Annotated in this window: 20 protein-coding genes; 10 read left to right on the top strand and 10 right to left on the bottom strand. The window is 51.3% G+C overall.

The genetic code is table 11. The annotated features are described in order from the left end of the window. Positions 1-27: 27 nt before the first annotated feature. From ssuB to ssuE, 5 genes are all read right to left on the bottom strand, one after another. Entirely contained in the window at positions 28-801 is a 774-nt protein-coding gene (ssuB, locus tag BS639_RS00340) for an aliphatic sulfonates ABC transporter ATP-binding protein (RefSeq protein ID WP_084981945.1), read from the bottom strand. Continuing rightward, complete coding sequence (ssuC, locus tag BS639_RS00335) at positions 798-1,592, bottom strand: aliphatic sulfonate ABC transporter permease SsuC (RefSeq protein WP_055777988.1); 795 nt, start codon at positions 1,590-1,592, stop codon at positions 798-800. The genes ssuB and ssuC overlap by 4 nt, the downstream gene beginning before the upstream one ends. A 10-nt stretch (positions 1,593-1,602) precedes the next feature. After that, positions 1,603-2,757 carry an FMNH2-dependent alkanesulfonate monooxygenase gene (gene ssuD, locus BS639_RS00330; RefSeq protein ID WP_084981944.1) on the bottom strand — a complete coding sequence of 385 codons (1,155 nt, stop codon included), beginning with the start codon at positions 2,755-2,757 and terminating at the stop codon, positions 1,603-1,605. Between the two features lie 72 nt (positions 2,758-2,829). Then, positions 2,830-3,795, bottom strand: a complete 966-nt coding sequence (locus BS639_RS00325) for an aliphatic sulfonate ABC transporter substrate-binding protein (protein ID WP_084981943.1) — start codon at positions 3,793-3,795, stop codon at positions 2,830-2,832. A gap of 13 nt (positions 3,796-3,808) precedes the next feature. After that, a complete protein-coding gene (ssuE, locus tag BS639_RS00320; RefSeq protein ID WP_055777996.1) occupies positions 3,809-4,384 on the bottom strand; it encodes an NADPH-dependent FMN reductase in 576 nt (191 codons plus the stop codon). A 314-nt stretch (positions 4,385-4,698) separates the two neighbouring features. Here ssuE and pyrD point away from each other — a divergent pair, with 314 nt between their 5' ends. After that, on the top strand, positions 4,699-5,709 hold the full coding sequence (pyrD, locus tag BS639_RS00315; RefSeq protein WP_084981942.1) for a quinone-dependent dihydroorotate dehydrogenase: 1,011 nt from the start codon (positions 4,699-4,701) through the stop codon (positions 5,707-5,709). 256 nt (positions 5,710-5,965) lie between these two features. After that, on the top strand, positions 5,966-6,508 hold the full coding sequence (locus BS639_RS00310) for a cell division protein ZapC (protein WP_084981941.1): 543 nt from the start codon (positions 5,966-5,968) through the stop codon (positions 6,506-6,508). A 73-nt stretch (positions 6,509-6,581) separates the two neighbouring features. Here the strand turns inward: BS639_RS00310 and BS639_RS00305 are convergent, their stop codons facing one another. After that, entirely contained in the window at positions 6,582-7,688 is a 1,107-nt protein-coding gene (locus BS639_RS00305; RefSeq protein ID WP_084981940.1) for a YcbX family protein, read from the bottom strand. 214 nt (positions 7,689-7,902) lie between these two features. Between BS639_RS00305 and rlmKL the strand changes: the two genes are divergently transcribed. The 6 genes from rlmKL to rmf all read left to right on the top strand — a co-directional run bounded on the left by rlmKL (position 7,903) and on the right by rmf (position 15,946). Then, complete coding sequence (gene rlmKL / locus BS639_RS00300; RefSeq protein ID WP_055778008.1) at positions 7,903-10,023, top strand: bifunctional 23S rRNA (guanine(2069)-N(7))-methyltransferase RlmK/23S rRNA (guanine(2445)-N(2))-methyltransferase RlmL; 2,121 nt, start codon at positions 7,903-7,905, stop codon at positions 10,021-10,023. A 5-nt stretch (positions 10,024-10,028) separates the two neighbouring features. Beyond that, entirely contained in the window at positions 10,029-11,933 is a 1,905-nt protein-coding gene (locus tag BS639_RS00295) for an ABC transporter ATP-binding protein (protein WP_055778012.1), read from the top strand. A gap of 90 nt (positions 11,934-12,023) precedes the next feature. After that, positions 12,024-13,289 carry a membrane integrity-associated transporter subunit PqiA gene (gene pqiA, locus BS639_RS00290; RefSeq protein WP_055778015.1) on the top strand — a complete coding sequence of 422 codons (1,266 nt, stop codon included), beginning with the start codon at positions 12,024-12,026 and terminating at the stop codon, positions 13,287-13,289. After that, positions 13,276-14,937 (top strand): intermembrane transport protein PqiB, encoded by a 1,662-nt coding sequence (gene pqiB / locus BS639_RS00285; protein WP_055778019.1) that lies wholly within the window; start codon positions 13,276-13,278, stop codon positions 14,935-14,937. Before pqiA ends, pqiB begins: the two co-directional genes overlap by 14 nt. After that, positions 14,937-15,518 carry a membrane integrity-associated transporter subunit PqiC gene (gene pqiC / locus BS639_RS00280; RefSeq protein WP_084981939.1) on the top strand — a complete coding sequence of 194 codons (582 nt, stop codon included), beginning with the start codon at positions 14,937-14,939 and terminating at the stop codon, positions 15,516-15,518. The genes pqiB and pqiC overlap by 1 nt, the downstream gene beginning before the upstream one ends. Positions 15,519-15,778: 260 nt before the next feature. Then, positions 15,779-15,946 (top strand): ribosome modulation factor, encoded by a 168-nt coding sequence (gene rmf, locus BS639_RS00275; protein WP_009636604.1) that lies wholly within the window; start codon positions 15,779-15,781, stop codon positions 15,944-15,946. 98 nt (positions 15,947-16,044) lie between these two features. Here the strand turns inward: rmf and fabA are convergent, their stop codons facing one another. Next, on the bottom strand, positions 16,045-16,563 hold the full coding sequence (fabA, locus tag BS639_RS00270) for a bifunctional 3-hydroxydecanoyl-ACP dehydratase/trans-2-decenoyl-ACP isomerase (RefSeq protein WP_055778025.1): 519 nt from the start codon (positions 16,561-16,563) through the stop codon (positions 16,045-16,047). Positions 16,564-16,631: 68 nt separating this feature from the next. After that, positions 16,632-18,395, bottom strand: coding sequence for an AAA family ATPase (locus BS639_RS00265; RefSeq protein ID WP_084981938.1), 1,764 nt, complete (start codon positions 18,393-18,395; stop codon positions 16,632-16,634). A 221-nt stretch (positions 18,396-18,616) separates the two neighbouring features. On the opposite strand from BS639_RS00265, the gene matP reads away from it, so the two are divergent. Beyond that, positions 18,617-19,075, top strand: coding sequence for a macrodomain Ter protein MatP (gene matP, locus BS639_RS00260; RefSeq protein WP_055778030.1), 459 nt, complete (start codon positions 18,617-18,619; stop codon positions 19,073-19,075). Positions 19,076-19,194: 119 nt separating this feature from the next. Here the strand turns inward: matP and ompA are convergent, their stop codons facing one another. Continuing rightward, on the bottom strand, positions 19,195-20,268 hold the full coding sequence (gene ompA, locus BS639_RS00255) for a porin OmpA (RefSeq protein WP_055778033.1): 1,074 nt from the start codon (positions 20,266-20,268) through the stop codon (positions 19,195-19,197). A gap of 356 nt (positions 20,269-20,624) precedes the next feature. Beyond that, positions 20,625-21,131: an SOS-induced cell division inhibitor SulA gene (gene sulA / locus BS639_RS00250; RefSeq protein ID WP_055778036.1), complete on the bottom strand. Its 507-nt coding sequence runs from the start codon at positions 21,129-21,131 to the stop codon at positions 20,625-20,627. 218 nt (positions 21,132-21,349) lie between these two features. On the opposite strand from sulA, the gene BS639_RS00245 reads away from it, so the two are divergent. Then, positions 21,350-21,970, top strand: coding sequence for a TfoX/Sxy family DNA transformation protein (locus BS639_RS00245; protein WP_084981937.1), 621 nt, complete (start codon positions 21,350-21,352; stop codon positions 21,968-21,970). Positions 21,971-22,021 lie beyond the last annotated feature (51 nt).

The following is a 22,021-nucleotide window of genomic DNA, read 5'->3' as shown; positions in this document are numbered from 1 at the left end:
GCCCTTTTTTATGGATCATGAAAAGAGTTAACGCTGTGCCAGCTTGGCCTCGGTATTGGGCAACTGTGGGCGCAACACGCGGTCTAATACCTGTTCTTCCAGCTCCGCAAGCCGCACGGAACCTCGGCGGCGCGGACGCGGTAAATCAACCAGCAGATCCAGCCCGACCTCGCCTTGTTCGATAAGAATGACACGGTCGGCAACGGTAACGGCTTCGCTGACATCGTGTGTCACGAGCAGTACGGTAAAGCCGTGCTGTTGCCACAGGCGCTCAATCAGACTTTGCATTTCAATGCGGGTCAACGCGTCAAGTGCGCCCAACGGTTCGTCGAGCAGCAGCAGCCGAGGACGATGCACCAACGCGCGAGCCAAAGCAACGCGCTGCTTTTGGCCACCGGATAGCGCGGCGGGCCATTCGTTGGCGCGATCGGCCAGGCCGACTTCTTCAAGCGCCGACTGAGCCGCGGGTCGCCAATTCCCTTTTAGGCCAAGACCGACGTTATCGATAACCTTTTTCCACGGCAGCAGGCGGTCATCCTGAAACATCAGGCGGGTATCATCCTGAACGTTGCCCAGCGGAGCGCTGCCGCTGAGCAGTTCGCCGCGGGTGGTTTTTTCTAAACCTGCCAGCAGTCGCAGAAGCGTGCTTTTGCCGCAGCCGCTGCGCCCGACTACCGCGACAAACTGCCCAGGTGAGATGCGAAGATTAATATCTTTTAAGACGGCACGGTTACCGTAATTTTTGACAATGCCTGCCAGTGTGACCGGCGTGCCTTGAGGAATACGTGTGGGTTCACTCATGCTTCCTCTCCTTGTTTCTTCTGGTAGGCGGGATGCCAGCGCAGCCAAACGCTTTCTAGCGCTCGTGCCAGCATGTCGGCCAGTTTGCCAAGAATGGCGTAAAGCACAATCGCCACCACGACGACGTCTGTCTGCAAGAATTCGCGGGCATTCATCGCCAGATAACCGATGCCGGAGTTGGCAGAAATCGTTTCTGCTACGATAAGCGTCAGCCACATAAAGCCGAGGGCGAAGCGCACGCCAACCATAATTGACGGCAGTGCGCCGGGCAGCACGACCTGAATAAACAGCGGGAATCCGGAAAGTCCGTAGCTGCGCGACATTTCCAGCAGACCGCGGTCAATATTGCGAATGCCATGATAGGTGTTGAGATAAATCGGGAAAAGCGTACCCAGCGCCACCAGAAAAATCTTGGCGGACTCATCAATACCAAACCACAAAATGACCAATGGGATCAGCGCAAGATGCGGGATGTTACGCAGCATCTGCATCGAACTGTCCAGCAGGCGCTCGCCCCAGCGGGAAAGCCCAGTGATAAAGCCGAGCAGCAGTCCTATACTGCCGCCAATAACAAAGCCGGTTAACGCTCTAAAGGTGCTGATTTTCAGGTTTTGCCACAGATCGCCGGATTTTGCCAGCGTCCAAAATGCCTCTACCACGGCGCTCGGGGCGGGCAGAATGCGGTTTGAAAGCCAGCCAGCTTCCACCGCCAGCTGCCAAGCGGCGAGTAACACTACCGGCAACACCCACGGGCTAATTCTGTCTAACCAGCGCTCAGTTTTGGTGCTCATACTGTGGTCCTCAACTTTCTGATACGCGCTGAGGTGCGAAGTCGTGGGCGACCAGCTCGCCGTGCGCCTGAATGGCGCGCCGTGTCGGGGCGTTAACGTCGTCCTCAGTGGCTAAATCGAGATGAGGGAACAGCAGTTCCCCGACGCGATAGGCTTCTTCCAAATGCGGATAACCTGACAGCACAAAGGTATCAATACCCAGGTCAGCGTATTCCTGCATTCTTGCCGCCACGGTTGGACCGTCACCGACCAGTGCCGTACCCGCTCCGCCACGCACCAGGCCAACGCCCGCCCACAGGTTAGGGGCTATTTCCAGTTTGTCGCGATTACCGCCGTGCAACGCCGCCATGCGGTGCTGCCCAACCGAGTCGGTTTTGGCGAACTTGGCCTGTGCCTTGGCAATCGTTTCATCGTCGAGATTGGCTATCAAACGGTCGGCCGCTTTCCAGGCTTCCTCCGTGGTTTCGCGTACAATCACGTGCAGGCGAATACCGAATCTTACTGTACGGCCATGTTTAGCCGCTTGGGCACGCACCTGCTCAATTTTTTCTTTGACCTGCGCCAGCGGCTCACCCCAAGTTAGATAAAGTTCCACCTGTTCACCCGCGAGTTCCTGCGCCGCCTCGGACGAGCCGCCAAAATAGAGCGGTGGGCGAGGGGTTTGCACCGACGGATGCAGCAGGCTCGCGCCTTTCACACTGATGTGTTTGCCTTCGAAGGTCACGGTTTCACCTTCAAGCACTCTGCGCCAAATATGGGTAAATTCGGCTGCGGCCTCATAGCGTTCTTCATGGTTTAAGAACAACCCTTCGGCCGCTAACTCTTCCGGGTCACCGCCGGTGACCAAATTAAACAGGGCTCGCCCGTTGGACAGCCTGTCCAACGTGGCCGCCTGACGCGCCGCCAGCGTAGGCGAAATTATGCCTGGACGCAGTGCTACCAAAAACTTCAGTTTCTGGGTTGCCGGAATCAACGACGCTGCGACCAGCCAGGAATCTTCACATGAACGACCGGTCGGGATCAGCACGCCACCAAAGCCGAGGCGATCCACCGCCTGCGCAATCTGTGTCAAATAGCCATGATCGACAGCCCTGGCACCTTCATTGGTGCCGAGATAATGACCGTCACCGTGAGTAGGTAAAAACCAAAATACGTTCAGACTCATGTGATATTCCTTTTTCTTTCACCGCGGACGGTGAGCTAGCAATTCGGGTTAATTAACGTGTGTCAAAGCCGATCATTGCGCCAGTGCAGGGGCATGCCAGATGCGGTCCTTGATAACCACCGGCTTGGGTAGCAGGTGGTTTTGATAGAACAAATCTGCCGTCGCCTGCTGGAGTTTTTCGGTGTACGCATTGACTGGCGTAATCGGCTCATCGGGTAAATGCGAGAAATAGGTGGCGATAACTTTTTCCGGCAGGCCGGTAGATTTCGCCAGCAGTTGAATACTTTGCTGAGGCTCGGTTTTCACCAGCGCATTGGCTTGAGTTAACACTTTCAGCACGTCAGAAATAAACTGCGGGTTGGTCTCGGTAAATTTCTTGGGTGCTAAATAGAAAGAGCCAGTCTGATTGAGCGTGGTGCCGTCGATGAGCACGCGCACGCCTCCCTGATTAAAGGCGGCAGAATAGTAAGGGTCCCAAATCGCCCAAGCGTCGACGTCGTGCTGTTGGAAAGCCGCCAGCGCATCGGAGGGCGCGAGATTAATGGGTTTGATATCGGTAAATTTCAGATTGGCCTGTTGCAGAGCGCGCAGGACGAAATTATTCGAGCTGGAGCCTTTCTGAAAAGCAACAGTGTGACCTTTGAGGTCGGCAACCGTTTTTATCGGGCTGTTTTCAGGCACCAGAATCACTTCGGCCTTAGGCTGAGGAGGTTGATAGCCAACATAAAGCAGGTCTGCACCGGCTGCCTGGGCAAACAGCGGCGGCAGATCGCCAGTACCACCGAAATCAATGCTGCCCACGTTCAAGGCCTCAAGGATCTGTGGCCCTGCCGGAAATTCTACCCAAGTGATTTTGGTATGAGGAAAACGATTTTCTAACAGGTGATGATTTTTGGCCAATATGAGTCCGACCGAGCCTTTTTGAATGGCAACGCGAAACTGAGGCGGATCTTTTTCCTGCGCTTGAGCTGGCAAGATGCTACCAAGCCCAAAGGTCAGCGCCAATGCGGCAATAATACGTAAGCCAAAAATTTTCATAACGTCTTCCCGTTTATGCGTGAGCGTGTTGACGTTTTGCCCGTGCGATAGCCAGGGTGTGACGATGTCCCAACGCGGTAATAAAGGTTTCAAGCGAGTCATCCAGACGTGCTTGCAAACCTTCTTCCAGCTCCGCCGGGAAGTGTTGATATTGGCCAATCAATTTGTCGTCGGCAAACACGCCCTGTAACACTTCTTGCGCCTTCAAGGCGTTCAGAACCGGTTTCAACGCGTAGTCAATCGCCAACATGTGACCGGTTGAACCCGCGGTGGCGAGTGGCAGCACCACTTTATGTTCGAGCGCGCGCTCGGGAAGCAGGTCAAGTAACGTCTTTAGCGCACCCGAAAGGGAGGCTTTATAGACTGGCGTCGCGATCAGCAATCCATCTGCGGTATCCAATTGAGCAATAAGCTCTTTTAGCTGTGGACTGTTAAAATTGGCAAACAGCAGATCGTCGGCAGAAAAATCCTGAAGGCTGTAGGAGACAACCTCAACGCCGCGTGCGGTGAGCCACTGGTGGCTGAGTGCGAGCAAGGCTGAAGAACGTGACGGCTGACGTGGGCTACCTGCCAGTGATATGACTTTCATTACGACCCCTTATAACCAGTAGTTATATAACTAACAAATTTTTATAGATTTCGATTTAAATTAGCAGGCGATAGCTTATGACTGGAAATCTAAATTTTAGGATTTAATAGTTCAAAAATGGATAAGAAGGGGAAATCTGTCACTGCGTGGGCGTTTACTGTGACCAGCATGTTCTACAGAAGAAAATAAAAAGGATATCGTTTGCGTAGAATGCCCTTTTTTGACGGGAATCAATTCCAATTGGCGGTGGCTTAGCCGATAATATCGCCCCGACTGGCCACCAGCCATTAGCCACCGGGACCTCAGGAGAATCCATGTATTATCCCTTCGTTAAGAAAGCACTGTTTCAGCTCGATCCAGAGCGTGCGCATGAATTAACCTTTAGCCAACTTAGACGTCTTTCTGGTTCCCCTTTTGAGTTTTTAATCCGCCAATCTGTGCCAAGCAAGCCGGTAACCTGCATGGGGTTAACCTTCAAAAACCCGCTAGGCCTGGCCGCAGGGCTGGATAAGAACGGCGAATGTATCGACGCATTTGGCGCAATGGGATTCGGATTTGTTGAAGTAGGTACAGTGACGCCTCGCGCGCAGGACGGCAATCCCAAGCCAAGAATATTCCGCGTGGTGGAAGCAGAAGGCCTAATTAACCGCATGGGCTTTAATAATCATGGTGTCGATAATTTAGTCAATAACGTCAAGAAATCACACTTCAGCGGCGTGCTAGGCATTAATATAGGTAAGAATAAAGACACCCCGGTTGAGAACGGTAAAGACGATTATTTAATCTGCATGGAGAAGGTTTATGCTTATGCGGGCTATATCGCCATTAATATCTCCTCACCGAACACCCCAGGTCTGCGCTCTTTACAATATGGTGAAGCGCTCGACGATCTGCTCGGCTCAATCAAAAATAAGCAGCTTGAACTTCAGCAGCGTCATCAAAAATATGTGCCTGTCGCGGTGAAGATCGCGCCGGATCTTTCTCCTGAAGAGTTGATCCAAATAGCCGACTGTTTGGTTCGACATAATATGGACGGCGTTATCGCCACCAATACTACGCTTGAGCGTAAATTAGTCGACGGTCTTATTCACGGCAATGAGGCGGGTGGGCTGAGCGGTCGTCCGGTACAGATGCAGAGTACGCAGATCGTTCGCATGCTCTCACAGGAGCTTAACGGCAAGCTGCCAATTATTGGCGTCGGCGGCATAGATTCATTAACGGCTGCGCGTGAAAAAATGGATGCGGGCGCTTCATTAATTCAAATCTATTCCGGCTTTATCTACCATGGACCGCAATTGATTAAAAATATTCTAATGAATATATAGTTGTCGCTCACAATAAATTTGTAAACAAGGGCAGCCGGGGGTTTATTTATCCCTCCGGCTCGTTTATATTTTGTTCACTGAGTATTAAACGTACTTAAAATTCATTAATTCCCTTAACACGAGGCTAACCTGCGATTTGTCCTATATAGAGGTTACCGCTAAAAGTGTTACCGTTGAGTGATGGGTTTTGTGGCAGTTTGCTTAACAAGATTGAGCGATTGCCGTTAAAGCAGGCGAGGATAAATAGGATAACGAAATGAAAATCAAACCAGATGACAATTGGCGTTGGTATTTTGATGCTGAACATGACCGACTGATGTTGGACTTAGCCAATGGCATGATTTTCCGTTCACGTTTTCCCGCCAAAATGTTAACCCCTGATGCATTCGCTGAATCCACTTTTTGTGTTGACGATGCGGCGTTATATTTCGATTTTGAAGAGCAGTGCAAGAAAATTAAATTGGCCGCCGAACAGCGTGCCGAATTAGTGCTTAATGCGTTAGTGGCGTTCCGATTTTTAAAACCTCTTATGCCTAAAAGCTGGCATTTTACTCAGCAACATCATCCGTTCCAGCCTGATAATGGCCAGTTGGCCAGCGTTAATGTGATGGAGTCCGGGGAGCAGGCAACGCTGCTGGTGGTTGAATCTGGCGACAACGCCAGCCTGTGCCTGTTGGCGCAGGAGCGCCTGACGATTGCCGGTCGCGGCATGGTATTAGGCGACGCGATTAAAATCATGCACGACAGATTAATACCCACGCAGATTAAATTAGATGCCGTATATGACAGGGCGGTTTGATATTTCCGCCCTGAAGCCGAAGGCTTTTTCTCTGGTCTTTTTTATTACGCCATAACGTTATTAACGTTAACCACTATTCCAGTATCAAGTCTGACGCTGGCACACAGCTGCATGAAAGAATTTTACCCTGTTTCCCTATCGCCGTCGCTTTCAGTGCGTTAATTTCGCCTTCGACCAGAGTCAGTTTGCAACTTCCACAGATCCCTGCACGACAGGAATAGGGAATGCGCAGGCCTTGCTGTTCAAGCTGCTCCAACAAAATCTGCTGATTGTTGCCCTTAAAAGAAGTGCCCTTATAGGTAATAGCGACTTCCTGCGCGGCAGTGGCGGGCATTTCGACGTTTTCAACTACCGTGCCGGCCGAGTAGGGGCGTGCGGGCTTGGTGGCAAGAACCTCTACGCTGTCACCTGCGCGAATAATGCCGCTGTTGCGCGCAATCATGTTTTGACCGAAATCGACATCACCATCTTCGGCGGTGCGATAGCTCTGCAGCGTTTTTAACGGCTCACCGGTGGGATGTTTTCGGCCACGTTCAGTGCTGACAGTGGTTAACACGCAGCGGCTGCAGGGTTTGACCAAGTCAAAAATGACCTCCCCCACGCGGATCGTTTGCCAAGTATCCTCGGCGTAAGGCTCTGCGCCGGTTATTACCAGATTCGGACGGAACTGCTCCAGTTTTACGCTGGCCGGGCAGCGTTTTTTAAGGTCAAACAGCGAGGCTTCATTTAATAATAAATAGGGATAACCATCGGCAAAAGAGAGCGGGATCTCCGGCTGTTTTTTAACACGACGTGTAAGACTTGGACCCACCCAGCGCAGTTGAACGTCGCGTTTGAGGTAAACGCTGAGCCAGGTATTGATGTTTTCCGGCGCAATAAGCGAGGTAAAATGGTTACCCCAAACTTCTGTTGGCTGCGGTTGGCTGTCAAAGTCGCTGAATTTTAGCACCACGCTGTCGCTGCCGTCGGGGCTGGTTAAAATTAATCCATCCGGTAATAAAGCCGGCGTAAACTGAACCAGCTGCGGATACTGGCGAGCGGTAATAAAAGTTCCCTGCGGGTCGGTCAGCATAAAAAGGCGATCGAAGGCTAAACCGCTGGGGGTAACCTGGGCGTGCGAAAGTTGCAAACCGCGCATGGACTTGACTGGGTGTACGTATAATCTCGACAGGGTGACCACTAATGCCTCCGGGCTTCACCAGCGGTAGGCTCCGCAAAGGGATGCCAGATGCTTGGGTATGGGCTCTTTTTGTGTTGTAACAAGAGACTTTATGACAAGTCGTCAGGATTAGCTATAATGCGCCCCTGTTTTCTCATTACCCGGACGTTAAAACGGTCTCGGGTAATATACTGTTTTGTTCTGTAGGAAATAACTTCTAGGTGATTAAGTCAATATGAACTCTTTGTTTGCCAGCACGGCGCGTGGATTGGAAGAACTATTAAAAAGCGAACTTGAAACGCTGGGTGCACAGGGCTGCAAAGTGGTGCAGGGCGGGGTGCATTTCGAAGGCGACGATCGCCTGCTTTATAAAAGTCTGCTCTGGAGCCGACTCGCATCGCGTATCCTTCTTCCATTAAATGAATTTAAAGTTCATAGCGATCTCGACCTTTATCTGGGCGTGATGGCGATCGACTGGCCGTCCATTTTTAGCGTCGAAAAAACCTTTGCCGTGCACTTTAGCGGCCTGAATGACGAGATCCGCAACAGTCAGTACGGTGCATTAAAAGTTAAGGATGCGATCGTCGACAGCTTTACTCGCAAAATGGACGAGCGTCCAAATGTGGCAAAACAGCAGCCTGATATTCGCGTTAACGTATTTTTACAGCGTGATACCGCAAGCGTCGCCCTCGACCTGAGCGGTGAAGGCTTGCACCAGCGCGGCTACCGCGACCTGGCCGGCCAGGCACCGTTGAAAGAGAGTCTGGCGGCGGCCATCGTGATGCGCTCCGGCTGGCAGGCTGGTACGCCAATGGTCGATCCGATGTGTGGTTCAGGCACTTTGCTTATCGAAGCGGCGATGATCGCCGCCGATCGCGCACCTGGCCTGCATCGACCACATTGGGGCTTCACCGCCTGGTCTAAGTTTGATGAAGAGCTGTGGCGCGAGCTGACCACCGAAGCACAGGTGCGCACCCGTCGCGCAGTGCAGGAAACCACTTCGCGCTTCTTTGGTTCTGACATTGATCGCCGAGTGATTGAGATGGCGAAATCCAACGCCCGTCGCGCCGGTGTGTCTGAGCTGATTAGCTTTGAAGCCTCCGAAGTCGGCAAACTGAAAAACCCGCTGCCGGAAGGTCCGGTAGGGACCCTTATCAGTAACCCGCCTTACGGAGAGCGTCTTGAAAGTGAACCGGCGCTGATTGCGCTGCATAACCTCCTGGGGCGCATCGCCAAAACCCAGTTTGGCGGCTGGCAGCTCTCGTTGTTTAGCGCTTCGCCAGAGCTGTTAAGCTGCCTGCAACTGCGCGCCGATCGTCAGTTCAAGGCTAAAAATGGCCCGCTTGAATGTGTGCAGAAAAACTATCAGCTGGCGGAAAATCCTCTGGGAACCGCCGGTGCGCAGCTTGCCGAAGATTTCGCCAACCGCCTGCGTAAAAATGTTAAGAAATTGGAAAAGTGGGCGAAGCAGCAGGGCATTGAGTGCTACCGTCTGTACGACGCTGACTTGCCGGACTACAACGTGGCGGTTGACCGCTACGGCAGCAAAATTGTGGTGCAGGAATATGCGCCGCCTAAAACGATTGATGCACAAAAAGCGCGTCAGCGCCTGTTTGACGTCATCAACGCGACGCTGTCGGTTTTGGATATCTCCTCAAGCCAACTGGTGTTGAAAACGCGTGAACGTCAGAAAGGCACCAGCCAGTACGAAAAGCTGGCGCAGAAAGGTGAGTTCCTGATGGTTGAGGAGTTTAACGCCAAGTTTTGGGTTAACCTGACTGATTATCTCGACACCGGTCTGTTCCTTGACCACCGTATTGCCCGTAAAATGCTGGGCGAAATGAGCAGTGGGAAAGACTTCCTGAACCTGTTCGCCTACACCGGAACTGCGAGCGTACACGCCGGTCTGGGCGGCGCACGAAGCACCACAACGGTAGATATGTCGCGTACTTATCTTGAGTGGGCAGAGAAAAACCTGCGTGTAAACGGCTTGACAGGGCGTCAGCATCGCCTGATTCAGGCTGATTGCCTGTCGTGGCTGAGCAATGCCGATGAGCAGTTTGATGTGATCTTTATCGATCCGCCAACTTTCTCAAACTCGAAACGTATGGCCGAAAGTTTTGACGTACAACGCGATCATCTGGCGCTGATGAAAGATTTGAAACGTATTTTACGTCGCAACGGCACCATTATGTTCTCAAACAATAAACGCGGATTCCAAATGGACGCTGAAGGTCTGAGCAAGCTCGGTCTAAGCGCAAAAGAGATAACCAGCCAAACCCTGTCTCAGGATTTTGCCCGTAACCGCCAAATTCACAACTGCTGGCTGATCACTCACGCCGGCGAGGAAAAATAAAGTCTATGTCGTTAATCAGCATGTCGGGTGCTTGGCTGTCTTTCAGCGATGCACCAATTTTAGACAACACCGAATTACATATCGAACCTAACGAGCGCGTCTGTCTGGTTGGGCGTAACGGGGCGGGCAAGTCGACCCTGATGAAAATCCTCAACCGCGAAGTGCCGCTGGATGATGGACGTATCGTTTATGAGCAAGACCTGATTGTGGCGCGTTTGCAGCAGGATCCTCCACGTAACGTCGGCGGTACGGTATTCGATTTCGTTTCAGAAGGGGTGTTTGAGCAGGCTGAGCATCTGAAAGCCTATCACGCCATTTCACATCTGGTCGAAAGCGATCCGAGTGAGAAGAACCTGAATAAATTGGCACAGATTATGGAGGTCCTCGACCATCAGGGTCTGTGGCAGCTCGACAGCCGCATCAGTGAAGTGCTGTTGCAACTGGGGCTGGATGGGGACACCGAGCTGTCTGCACTTTCCGGTGGCTGGCTGCGCAAAGCGGCACTTGGCCGTGCGCTGGTCAGCGCGCCGAAGGTGCTGCTGCTTGATGAACCGACGAACCACCTCGACATCGAGAGTATTGCCTGGCTGGAAGAGTTCCTGAAGGAATTCCAGGGCAGCATTATCTTCATCTCGCACGACCGTTCGTTTATCCGCAATATGGCGACCCGCATTGTTGACCTCGATCGCGGCAAGTTGGTCTCCTATCCGGGCAACTACGAGTTGTACCTGACCAGCAAAGAAGAAGCGCTGCGCGTAGAAGACTTGCAGAACGCCGAGTTTGATAAAAAACTGGCGCAGGAAGAAGTGTGGATCCGCCAAGGTATCAAGGCTCGTCGTACACGTAACGAAGGCCGCGTACGTGCATTGAAAGCCTTGCGTAAAGAGCGTTCCGATCGCCGTGAAGTGATGGGCACCGCCAAAATGCAGGTGGTTGAAGCCGTTAGCTCCGGCAAGATTGTGTTTGAAATGGAAGACGTCAACTACAGCGTGGCCGGCAAGCAACTCGTGAGCAATTTCTCTGCCCAGGTGATGCGCGGTGACAAAATTGCTTTGGTTGGCCCGAACGGCTGTGGTAAAACCACGCTGCTCAAGCTTATGCTGAGCCAGTTAGAAGCCGACAGCGGTCGCGTCCACTGTGGCACCAAGCTGGAAGTCGCCTACTTTGACCAGCACCGCGCCGAGCTCGACCCGGAACGTACCGTGATGGACAACCTGGCCGAAGGCAAACAAGAAGTGATGGTCAACGGTCGTTCACGTCACGTGCTCGGCTATCTGCAGGACTTCTTGTTCCATCCTAAACGTGCCATGACGCCGGTGAAGGCGTTGTCAGGCGGTGAGCGTAACCGACTGCTGCTGGCAAAACTGTTCCTTCGTCCAAGTAACCTGTTGATTCTCGATGAACCGACCAACGACCTGGATGTTGAAACACTGGAACTGTTGGAAGAGCTGATCGACAGCTATCAGGGCACCGTCATGCTGGTCAGTCACGACCGTGAATTTGTCGATAACTCGGCGACCGAATGCTGGATTTATGAAGGCAATGGCGTGATTAACAGCTATGTTGGCGGTTATCACGATGCGCATCATCAGCGTAAATCTCAGCGTCTGCTGCGAAATTCTGCCCCGGCAGAGACTAAAGCGGCCGCACCGGCCAAAGCTGAACCTGCCAAACGTACTGCCGGCAAAATGAGCTACAATCAACAGCGTGAGCTTGAGCAGTTGCCTCTGAAAATCAGCGAGTTGGAAGTGCTGATTGAAGATCTTGGCAAGCAGATGAGCGACGCGAGCTTCTTTACTCGTCCGCATGATGAAACCCAGCAGGTATTGAACGCCCTTGCCAGCGCCGAGCTCGAACTTGAGCAGGCGTTTGAGCGTTGGGAAGCGCTTGAAGCTCAGAAGAACGGCTAAAGCTGCGTCTTGCTCTTACCGCTTTCCCAATGATGGGAAGGCGGTAAAGAGTTTCTGTTTTTCCCGTGTTTCGCCATTGAGGAGTTGAATGTGAGTTCACACTCTCATGACCCGCACATATTGTGTCCCCATTGCGATCTGTTGGTGACACTGCCTACGCTAAAATACGGCCAAAAGGCTAACTGTCCTCGTTGTAAATCTACGCTGACGATGCGATGGCAAGAACCGCGAAGACGCCCGGTTGGCTATGCACTTAGCGCACTCTTTATGCTGATTCTGGCTAACATGTTCTCGTTTGTGAACATGAACGTTAAAGGCCTGACCAGCGAAATCACCCTGATTCAGATCCCCAAAGTGCTGGTGGCGGACAACTATGCCAGCATGGCTTCTCTGTTTATGGTGGTGGTACAGCTTATTCCGGCGTTCTGTATGCTGGCGATTATTATGCTTTGTCTGCCGGTGCGTTTGCCCGGAAGATGGAACATTCGCATTGCCTGGATCCTGTTTCATCTAAAAGCCTGGTGTATGGTCGAGATATTTCTCGCCGGTGTGCTGGTCAGTTTTGTCAAACTGATTGCCTATGGGGAGGTTGGTATCGGCACCAGTTTTATCCCTTACGTTTTATTCTGTTTATTACAGGTGCGTGCATTTCAATGCACCGATCGGCTGTGGCTGTGGCAGCAGGTTTCACCGGCACCGGCTATTCATCAGCCGCTGAAGGTGGGGCAAAGTGGGCTCTCTCAGGGACTGCGGTCGTGTGAATGCTGCATGGCGATACTGCCGGTAAAACAGCAGGTCTGTTCGCGCTGTGGCAGTAAAGGGCACGCACGCAAAAAGCACAGTTTGCAGTGGACCATGGCGCTGCTGGTGACGTCGGTGATGCTTTATATACCGGCTAACTTATTGCCTATCATGATTACCCAGGCGCTGGGGACCAAGTTTACCTCGACGATTATGGCCGGTGTGGTCCTGCTTTGGGGGGAAGGCTCTTATCCAATAGCGATGGTGATTTTTATTGCCAGTATTATGGTGCCATCGTTGAAAATGCTGGCGATTGCCTGGCTTTGTTGGGATGCCAAGAGTTCTAAAAAGGTCGATCGTGAACGACTGCACGTGGTGTATGAAATGGTGGAGTTTGTCGGGCGCTGGTCGATGATCGACGTTTTTGTGATAGCAGTGCTCTCGGCACTGGTCAGAATGGGGCAGTTAATGAGTATTTATCCGGACATCGGCGCACTGCTGTTTGCGCTGGTGGTTATCCTCACCATGTTTGCTGCTAATACGTTTGATCCGCGCTTGATTTGGGATCGCTCAGGAACCTTTGAAAATAAGGAAAAATTCGATGACGGACAATAAACATAACCGAGATGAAAACACCTCGGGGGAAGCGGAGGTAGGCACGATCAAACGCTGGTCACCGGTGTGGATCATTCCGGTTCTGACGGCGTTGATCGGGGCTTGGATCCTGTTTTATCACTTCAGCCATCAGGGGCCGGAAGTGACGCTGATAACCTCTTCAGCCGAGGGTATTGATGCCGGAAAAACGGCTATCAAGAGTCGCAACGTTAACGTGGGTCAGGTAGAAACGGTGAGCCTCAGTGATGACCTGCAGCACGTTATCATTAAGGCGCGCCTCGATTCCGGCATGGAAAAAATGCTGAAAGACGATTCGGTGTTTTGGGTGGTCAAGCCACAGATTGGGCGTGAAGGAATTTCCGGGCTGGGCACGCTGCTGTCTGGTGCCTATATTCAGCTGCAACCGGGAGGGAAAGGTGAGGAAAAGGAGCAGTACCAATTACTTGACTCACCGCCGCTGGCCTCGCCGGACGCCCAAGGGATCCGCGTGGTACTCACCAGCGATCGTGCAGGCCAGTTGAACCCAGGTGACCCCGTGTTATTCCGTGGTTTCCAGGTAGGGAGCGTTGAAACCAGTCACTTTGATCCCCAATCGCGCCAAATTCGCTATCAACTGTTTGTACGCGCACCTTACGACGGTCTGGTGACCAGCAACGTACGTTTCTGGAAAGAGAGCGGTGTGAATTTCGACATGTCCTCGGCGGGGATCCGCGTTGAAATGGGCTCGTTGACCACCTTGTTTAGCGGCGGCGTGAGCTTTGATGTTCCGGACGGTTGGGATCAAGGCACCAAGGCTATCAATAGTGCCACCTATGCGCTCTTTAACGACCAGCGCAGCATTCAGGATTCGCTATACACCAATCATACCGATTACGTGCTGTTCTTCAGTGATTCGGTGCGTGGCCTACAGCCTGGTGCGTCGGTTGAGTTCCGCGGCATTCGTCTGGGTACCGTCGCGCAAGTTCCGTATCAGAAGATGGGGATGGGCGGACAAATCGACAATGATTACCGTATCCCAGTGCTGATCCGTATTGAACCTGAGCGCTTCAACAAACTGCTGGGTAAAGATTTTAATTTTGATGAGCGTCTGGAGTCTGGGCTGAAAAACGGCTTACGTGCGTCGCTGAAGTCTGCCAACCTATTGACCGGTTCGCTTTACGTTGATTTGGACTTCTATCCGAACGCGAAGCCGTGGACTGGGCCTAAGACCCTTGGCGGTCAGGCCCTGCTGCCTACGGTGAGCGGCGGACTGGCACAAATCCAGCAGAAATTGATGGCAACGTTGGACAAAATCAACGCATTGCCGTTGAATCCGATGATCAATGAAGCGACCAAAACGCTGGCCGAGAGTCAGAAAACCATGAAGTCGACGCAGCGTACCATTGACTCGCTCAATGCGTTGGTCTCCAGTAAAGAGATGAAAGGACTGCCACAGGACATGCAAAAAACGCTGTTGCAGCTTAACCGCAGTATGCAGGGCTTCCAACCTGGTTCACCGGCTTACAACAAAATGGTCGATGATATGCAGCGTCTGGATGAAACTCTGCGTGAACTGCAGCCGGTGCTCAAAACTCTGAACCATAAGAGTAACGCGCTGGTATTCGCCGCCCCTGGGCAAGATGATCCTCAGCCGAAGAAGGCCAAATAATGATGAAATGGATACCTGTCGTCTTAGCGTTATTTCTGGTTGCCTGTAGCAGCGACGGTAAAAAGACCTATTACCAGTTGCCTACGGTGAGTTCTACGGCGTCAGTTGCGTCCGCGAGTGCTGGCGGTGGATTAACACCGGCCGCCTCGCAGCCGAAACTGTGGATTTCGCAGGTTAACGTTGCCGATTTCCTCGGCACGTCGGGCCTGGTTTACCAAACCAGCGACGTGCAGTATGTGATGGCGGCAAACAATCTGTGGGCGAGCCCACTCGACCAACAGTTGCAGCAAACCCTGCAAACCTACCTGGGCCGTAATTTGCCAGGATGGGTGATATCGGGCCAGCAGGCCAATGACGGCAATCAGGAGCAACTTTCGGTTAACGTAACAGGCTTCCACGGCCGTTACGACGGAAGAGCCATAGTGAGCGGCACATGGACTCTCACGCGCAATGGTCAAGTGAGCCAGCACAACTTTGATCTCGAGTTGAAGCAAAACGCGGATGGTTATGATGCGCTGGTCAGAACGCTTTCTCAGGGGTGGGCGCAGGAAGCTAACAGCATTGCGTCACAAATAAGATAAATTCTTTTTATTAGTTTGATAAAAAATCCCGTTTCCTGTTGATGCAGGTGACGGGATTTTTTTTATGGCGATCAGTCGCCTGAGGATTTGCCCGCGCGATTAGCTTGCACGCAATCAATAAAGATAGCGCAATATTGTGACAATGGCGTGAAATTTGCGCATTGACCTGCGGCGGAATCAGGGCTATTTGTTAGGGGTGGTCGCAAACAGCGAGCCACTGTTTTCTTTCTACTTGACCTGAATAATGAGGGACACGAGGCATGAAGAGACAAAAACGAGATCGCCTGGAACGGGCACAATCACGTGGATACCAAGCTGGCATTGGAGGACGTTCGAAAGAAATTTGTCCTTACCAATCATTAGACCAACGGTCACACTGGCTTGGAGGCTGGCGAGAAGCCATGGAGGTCAGGGCAGTCAACGCATAGGCTGACTCTGATAGAAAAGGGATAACCTCCGCACATTACTCATTGCGGAGGTTTTTTTTACCCGAAAGACTCAAAAATCTGTTGGATAACAATATACTTTAGAAAGCGGCGGTGTCTTTAAAAAGGCCTACTTTTAGGTCGGTAGCGGTATAGATCACTTGACCGTCAACTAATACTTCACCGTCTGCCACGCCCATGATCAGTTTACGATTGATCACGCGTTTGAAGTTCAGGCGATAGGTCACTACTTTTGAGGTTGGCAGAACCTGTCCGGTGAATTTGACTTCACCCACGCCCAACGCGCGGCCTTTACCTTCACCGCCCAACCAGCCGAGATAGAACCCAACCAATTGCCACATTGCGTCAAGGCCCAAACAGCCTGGCATCACCGGGTCGCCGATGAAATGACAGCCGAAGAACCACAAATCTGGATTGATATCTAATTCGGCTTCGACGTAGCCTTTATTGTGGCTCCCGCCATCTTCGGACATTTTGACGATGCGATCCATCATCAGCATATTGCCGGACGGCAATGGGGGTCCACCTGCTCCGAAAAGTTCACTCCGGCCAGAGGCTTCGAGGTCTTCTTTCGTATAGGAATCGCGTTTTTCTACCATGTTCTCTGTAAGCCTTATTTTATTGAAGCACGCATCTTAGCGAACACCTGTAAGCTGAACAAGTCCGATCAGCTACGGGATAGCAAATTTAACCATCGAAGTGGCCACGGGAAGCGAGGACGCTCCGGTGCAATAACCAGGGCGATTCTCTCTTGAATGAGACTCAGTAGGTTAGGGCTTTCATCGTTTTCTTCGACAGTGGTATAAAGGAGGCCGGTAAGTATCGGCAACGCATCGGCAGCGCTGTCAACGGCCCACAGGTGGAATTGGCCTTCACGCACGGCGTCAATCACCTGCTGATGCAGACAAAGATTGCGCACGTTGGCAGTAGGAATAATCACACCTTGTTTACCGGTTAAGCCACGGCGTTGGCAAACTTCGAAAAATCCTTCGATTTTTTCATTTGCGCCGCCAATCGGCTGGACGTTGCCGAACTGATCGACCGATCCGGTCACCGCAATTTGCTGATTAATAGGCTGCATCGCGAGGGCACTGATTAGCGCACACAGTTCGGCCAGTGACGCACTGTCGCCGTCGACTTCACCGTAAGATTGCTCAAAAACAATCGAAGCAGAGAAAGGTAGAGGCTGATCCAGTTCTAATTCCGCAATCAAGAACGCCTGCATAATCATCATGCCTTTAGCGTGTAGATTACCGCCCAACTCTGCTTTGCGCTCAACATCGGTGAATTCGCCATCGCCAGTGTGAACTACGCAGCTAATGCGCGACGGTTCGCCAAATGCACGCGGATGTCCAGGATACTCCAGCACAGACAAACCGTTTATCTGGCCAATGACTTCGCCATCGGTCTCGATAAATATTTGTCCCAACTCAATTTCATCCTGCATACGTTCTTGCAGGTAGCTTTCTCGCCAGGCGCGGGTCGAAATCGCCGCATCAAAGGCTTTTGCCGTCAACTCAGGCTCATCGTTGTAAAGTTCAGCCTCGGTTAACTGCGCTGAGATCCACGACGGGCAAAGGGGCAGGCATCCTTGATCGGTGCTAAACCGAACCGCAGCTTTCAGAAATTCAGGCCAGGCGTCGACAGACAAGCGGGGTATTTCAAGCTCATCGGCCAGCGTATTGACATAAGCACACCATTTTTCCATGTCCTCCGCTTCGGACAGGGGTAAATCAGCTTCAAACTCGCCGTAAAAAGCAGATTCAAGCAGCTCTGGCTCCATCTCGTTAAGTTCACCGAGTGAAACGCGATCGCCGACAAGAATCAGCTTAACGTCGAGCGGCATTGCAGGAATGCTTACTGGCAGCGGACGCGACTCATCGGGGGAAACCCAATGGTAGCTTTCCTGCGTGAGCATCTGCTTAAGACGCAGCCACAGCAGCGGTTGAGCCAACAACGAACGCACTGACAAAATCAGCACACCACCATTAACCTGATGAATCAAGCCGGGTTGCAGCTCAATCTGGTCCTTATAGAGACGAACACAGCCAAAGAGCTGCTCGGGCTCAATCCACTCCTGATACACACACCTTGCCGAAGCACTGAACGGCGCATTGGGGTCCTCGGCAGGTTGTACCTGAATTTTTCTTCCATCAATCTGGTATTCACTGCCCAGCAGTTCTTCGGCTTCCGGTAATAGCTCAGTGACCACGTCGGCAATGCGCGAGAGATAGTCACGGCTTTCTTGAGCCTTAACCGTCATAAAGCGCATACGCGAATTGGGGTGGCAAAATAGAGATAGCCCATTCTCCAGACGCGGCTGGGTCACAGAAAAATCGACCGGGGCCAACTGAACCGCAGTAGCAAAGATTGTCTGGTATGGCGTAGAATCCGGCAGTAAGAGCTGCCAATCAAGTCGGTTATTGGTCAATGTGTTAGCTGTAGTCTTTTAAAGGGAAAGCGCGATTATACAAGAATAAGCCCTGCTGCATAGAACCAGAGTCGCGCTAAGCGCGTTCAGATGTGACATTATGCAGTTTATGGGTGAAAAATAACCACTTTGATTCCCGCGATGTAGTGACATATTTCGGGTTAAAAGTGACATAAAGCTGCTATGCTTACCTTCGTTACATGGTCACAGAAGAGCTTGCGATGAAATATCAGCAACTGGAAAACCTTGAGAGCGGTTGGAAATGGAAGTATCTGGTAAAAAAACACCGGGAAGGCGAAAGGATCACTCGCCACGTTGAGAACAGTGCGGCCGAGGATGCTGTGCAGCAGCTACTTAAGCTTGAAAACGAGCCGGTTAAAGTTCTTGAGTGGATAGATGCCCACATGAGCAAGGCTTTAGACAATCGTTTGAAGCAGACTATTCGCGCACGACGTAAACGCCACTTTAACTCTGAGCATCAGCACACCCGTAAAAAGTCTATTGACCTTGAGTTTTTGGTTTGGCAGCGACTGGCTGCGTTAGCTCAGCGCCGAGGGGTAACTCTGTCTGATACTATCGTCCAACTGCTGGAAGATGCCGAGCGTAAAGAGAAGTACGCGACACAAATGTCCTCGCTAAAACAGGATCTGCAGCAGATCCTCGACAATAAACAAAGCTAAGTCAGGCTTCGGCCTGATCCTTTCCGTTTTTACTGCGCGTTTCTGTTTTTAGCCCATAAAAAAAACCCCGCAATGCGGGGTTTTTTGAAGCGAGGTCTATCAAAAGATAGCGCTATTACTTATGCCTGTGGCTGAGTAACAACGTCTTTGATGCCTTTAACTTCGATTTCTACACGACGGTTTGGAGCAAAACCAGCGATCTGCGCTTTAGTAGCACGACCTGATTTGTAACCGAGGTTGCCGGTAATTTGGTCAGCTTCGCCTTTACCTTGTGCAGAGATCTTGTTAGAAGGGATACCTTTAGATACCAGGTAATCCACTACTGATTGAGCGCGTTGCTCAGACAGTTTCTGGTTAGATGCTTCTGAACCTACTGGGTCGGTATAACCCAGAACAACGACTGAACCGTCTTTCGGATCCAGTGAGCTCAGTTGGGTATACAGCTGATCCAGAGCCTGACGGCCTTCTGGTTTCAGAGTAGATTTACCGAAGGTGAACAGAACGTCAGATTTCAGAGTGAACTTGTGAGTCTGTACAACTGGAGCTGGAGCTGGTGCTGGAGCAACAACTGGAGCCACTGCATCATCTTGACCGAAGCGGTAAGAAACACCCACGGACAGAGTTGCGTTATCAGGACGTGCACCAACGGTAGCAGCATCACCAATGTTGTTAACCCACTGGTAGTCCAGACGGGTTGCCCAGTTTTTGGTTACAGCGTATTCGAAACCAACGGCTGCCAGTGGAGAAACACCGGTGTCGTTGTCGCTTACGCGGTTGCCGTTGCCAAAGTTACCTTTAGCGTCTGCACGCCAAACCATACCACCCAGACGAGTGTAGATGTCCAGATCGTCAGTCAGTGGGTAGCTCAGTTTAGCAGCCAGCTGAACGCCTTGTGCTTTAAATGCGCCGTTGTTTACGCTGCCTTTGTAAGCCATACGGCCAAGCCAGTCATATCCCAGTTCGAAGCCCAGGTATGGGTTCGCTTGGTAACCCAAGAACGCACCAGCACCCAGTTGGCTGTCGTGAGTTGGGCCGTTGCCAATGCCGTTGTAGGCGTTAGCGAAACCAGTATCATGATACTGGGACCAGCCCAATTTGCCACCGGTGTACCAGGTGTTATCTTTCGGTGCGGCTTGCGCTACTGTAGCGAAACCTGCCAGTGCCACTGCTAATGCGATAGCTGTCTTTTTCATTTTTGCGCCTCGTTATCATCCAAATAGGCAATTTAGCTTTAAGCCTTGAGCCCTTGGTTAAATTCCTTCGTCCAAGTTATTGCTTCACTTAGGTACTTGCCACTTTTCGTTGGCATTATAAGAGCAACCTTGGCGAACTAAAGTCTACAACGTGGCGAGAAACTTACAAGCTTGAAGTGATAACGCTCAGGAAAAAAACGGAAAAATGTACACATTTCTTAACATCATAGACAAAATGTTGACGAAACTATGTGTTTTTTAACCGCGGAAACACCCTATTTTACTGGTCTCGATGGCCTTTTCAGCACAAAAAACTAAAAAAGACGATATTTTTGTAAGATTACTCCTAATTTGAATTAATGGTATACAGAAGAGTGAATTTTTACTGCTGGGGGTTGTCCGCCTGTGGAAAATCGCTCCTCAAGAGGCTTCATAATGAAACCGTATGAGCCACCAATTTCTGCTGCGACCTGTAATCTTTTGCGATCCGAGTCACTTAATTCTGGTAACCAGCCCAACACAACGCTGTAATTTCCCGTCAATAAAGCGCGTTCCATAGCATCGACAGAGGCGATACCCTGCAACTGATTAACCTGAACGATTTTATCCACCGGCAAACCAGACTGGGCTAACCAGCGTCGGCTCAATTTCTGCGTAGGCGTTAGCCAAAGCAACCAGCGCGACTGCGCACCGAGATGATGCAACAAGGGTAAAAGTAGCTGAGTCAGCGCAGGTTGATTTTCACTATAGACGAACTCACTGAGTAAGCCACTGTTCGCCGATGAATTCTGGCAAGCCGGAGTTGGGCGGGATGTAATGTGAGGCTGACTAAATTGAGCATGATGACGATGATGAGTTCGCATAGTGTGTTCCACCAGTGAGTTACTGTATGGATGTACAGTACTGCTACTGTGGTGAGAGATCAACCTAAATTTTCCAAGATGTCTCGCAATTCTCAAAGTTAATCGCCAATAAAGAGCGTTTAGATTTGGCGGCATGTCCGGCTTTGCGTATTTTGCCCTAAGCGGTTCACGTAAATGTGTGAATTACTTAATCTGGCCTAAGAGATAAGGAAATCAGTATGTTAAATGAAACTAAAAAAAGGATAGTTCAAGCCATAGCGCTTTTTATGCCGCTGGGTTTTATCCACTCCCGTACGCAGTTTGGCGGCTTCAGTCTCTCGTCAGGCAATGCGATGTTTGCCCTGGTTTCGGAAGGTGAACTTTTTCTGCGTGCTACGTTGGAGAACGAAGGCATGATGAAACAGCTTGAGATGCCGCAATTTATCTATCGCAAGCGTGGCGTGGAAATATTGCTGCGATATTTTCAGGTTAACGAAGCACTTTGGCTTCAACCCGAACGGCTTATTGCACTGGCGGACGAATCAATCCGTGGCATGCAGAGTGAGAAAAAAGCCCACAGTAGCAATCCTAAAAGGTTAAAGGATTTGCCCAACATCAACTTATCGATGGAGCGACTGCTCTGGCAAGTCGGCGTGAAAAATTCAGCAGAACTGCGTGTACAGGGAGCAATCAGGACGTATGTAAAACTCAGTTCGGCCAAAAAGGGGACCGGATTGAACATGCTGTTTGCGCTGGAGGGGGCAATTTTGGGATACCACAAGTCGGTATTGCCTGATCAATCGCGTCATAAACTCGCCCATTGGTTTAGCATTTTTGAGCAGGAGGGAAGGGTTATTTAGCAATGAGAGGGGCCGACACGATTATTTTCGTGCCGGCTATGTTTACTGAGG

Origin of the sequence: Rouxiella silvae (assembly GCF_002093625.1) — a bacterium.
GTDB lineage: Bacteria > Pseudomonadota > Gammaproteobacteria > Enterobacterales > Enterobacteriaceae > Rouxiella > Rouxiella silvae.
The sequence above is the reverse complement of the archived record's forward strand: the minus strand, read 5'-3'. Positions and strand labels throughout refer to the sequence as shown.

Coding starts and splice junctions, on each gene's coding strand:
- ssuB (WP_084981945.1), bottom strand. CDS start 801: ATGAGTGAACCCACACGTATTCCTCAAGGCACGCCGGTCACACTGGCA.
- ssuC (WP_055777988.1), bottom strand. CDS start 1,592: ATGAGCACCAAAACTGAGCGCTGGTTAGACAGAATTAGCCCGTGGGTG.
- ssuD (WP_084981944.1), bottom strand. CDS start 2,757: ATGAGTCTGAACGTATTTTGGTTTTTACCTACTCACGGTGACGGTCAT.
- BS639_RS00325 (WP_084981943.1), bottom strand. CDS start 3,795: ATGAAAATTTTTGGCTTACGTATTATTGCCGCATTGGCGCTGACCTTT.
- ssuE (WP_055777996.1), bottom strand. CDS start 4,384: ATGAAAGTCATATCACTGGCAGGTAGCCCACGTCAGCCGTCACGTTCT.
- pyrD (WP_084981942.1), top strand. CDS start 4,699: ATGTATTATCCCTTCGTTAAGAAAGCACTGTTTCAGCTCGATCCAGAG.
- BS639_RS00310 (WP_084981941.1), top strand. CDS start 5,966: ATGAAAATCAAACCAGATGACAATTGGCGTTGGTATTTTGATGCTGAA.
- rlmKL (WP_055778008.1), top strand. CDS start 7,903: ATGAACTCTTTGTTTGCCAGCACGGCGCGTGGATTGGAAGAACTATTA.
- BS639_RS00295 (WP_055778012.1), top strand. CDS start 10,029: ATGTCGTTAATCAGCATGTCGGGTGCTTGGCTGTCTTTCAGCGATGCA.
- pqiB (WP_055778019.1), top strand. CDS start 13,276: ATGACGGACAATAAACATAACCGAGATGAAAACACCTCGGGGGAAGCG.
- pqiC (WP_084981939.1), top strand. CDS start 14,937: ATGATGAAATGGATACCTGTCGTCTTAGCGTTATTTCTGGTTGCCTGT.
- rmf (WP_009636604.1), top strand. CDS start 15,779: ATGAAGAGACAAAAACGAGATCGCCTGGAACGGGCACAATCACGTGGA.
- fabA (WP_055778025.1), bottom strand. CDS start 16,563: ATGGTAGAAAAACGCGATTCCTATACGAAAGAAGACCTCGAAGCCTCT.
- matP (WP_055778030.1), top strand. CDS start 18,617: ATGAAATATCAGCAACTGGAAAACCTTGAGAGCGGTTGGAAATGGAAG.
- ompA (WP_055778033.1), bottom strand. CDS start 20,268: ATGAAAAAGACAGCTATCGCATTAGCAGTGGCACTGGCAGGTTTCGCT.
- sulA (WP_055778036.1), bottom strand. CDS start 21,131: ATGCGAACTCATCATCGTCATCATGCTCAATTTAGTCAGCCTCACATT.
- BS639_RS00245 (WP_084981937.1), top strand. CDS start 21,350: ATGTTAAATGAAACTAAAAAAAGGATAGTTCAAGCCATAGCGCTTTTT.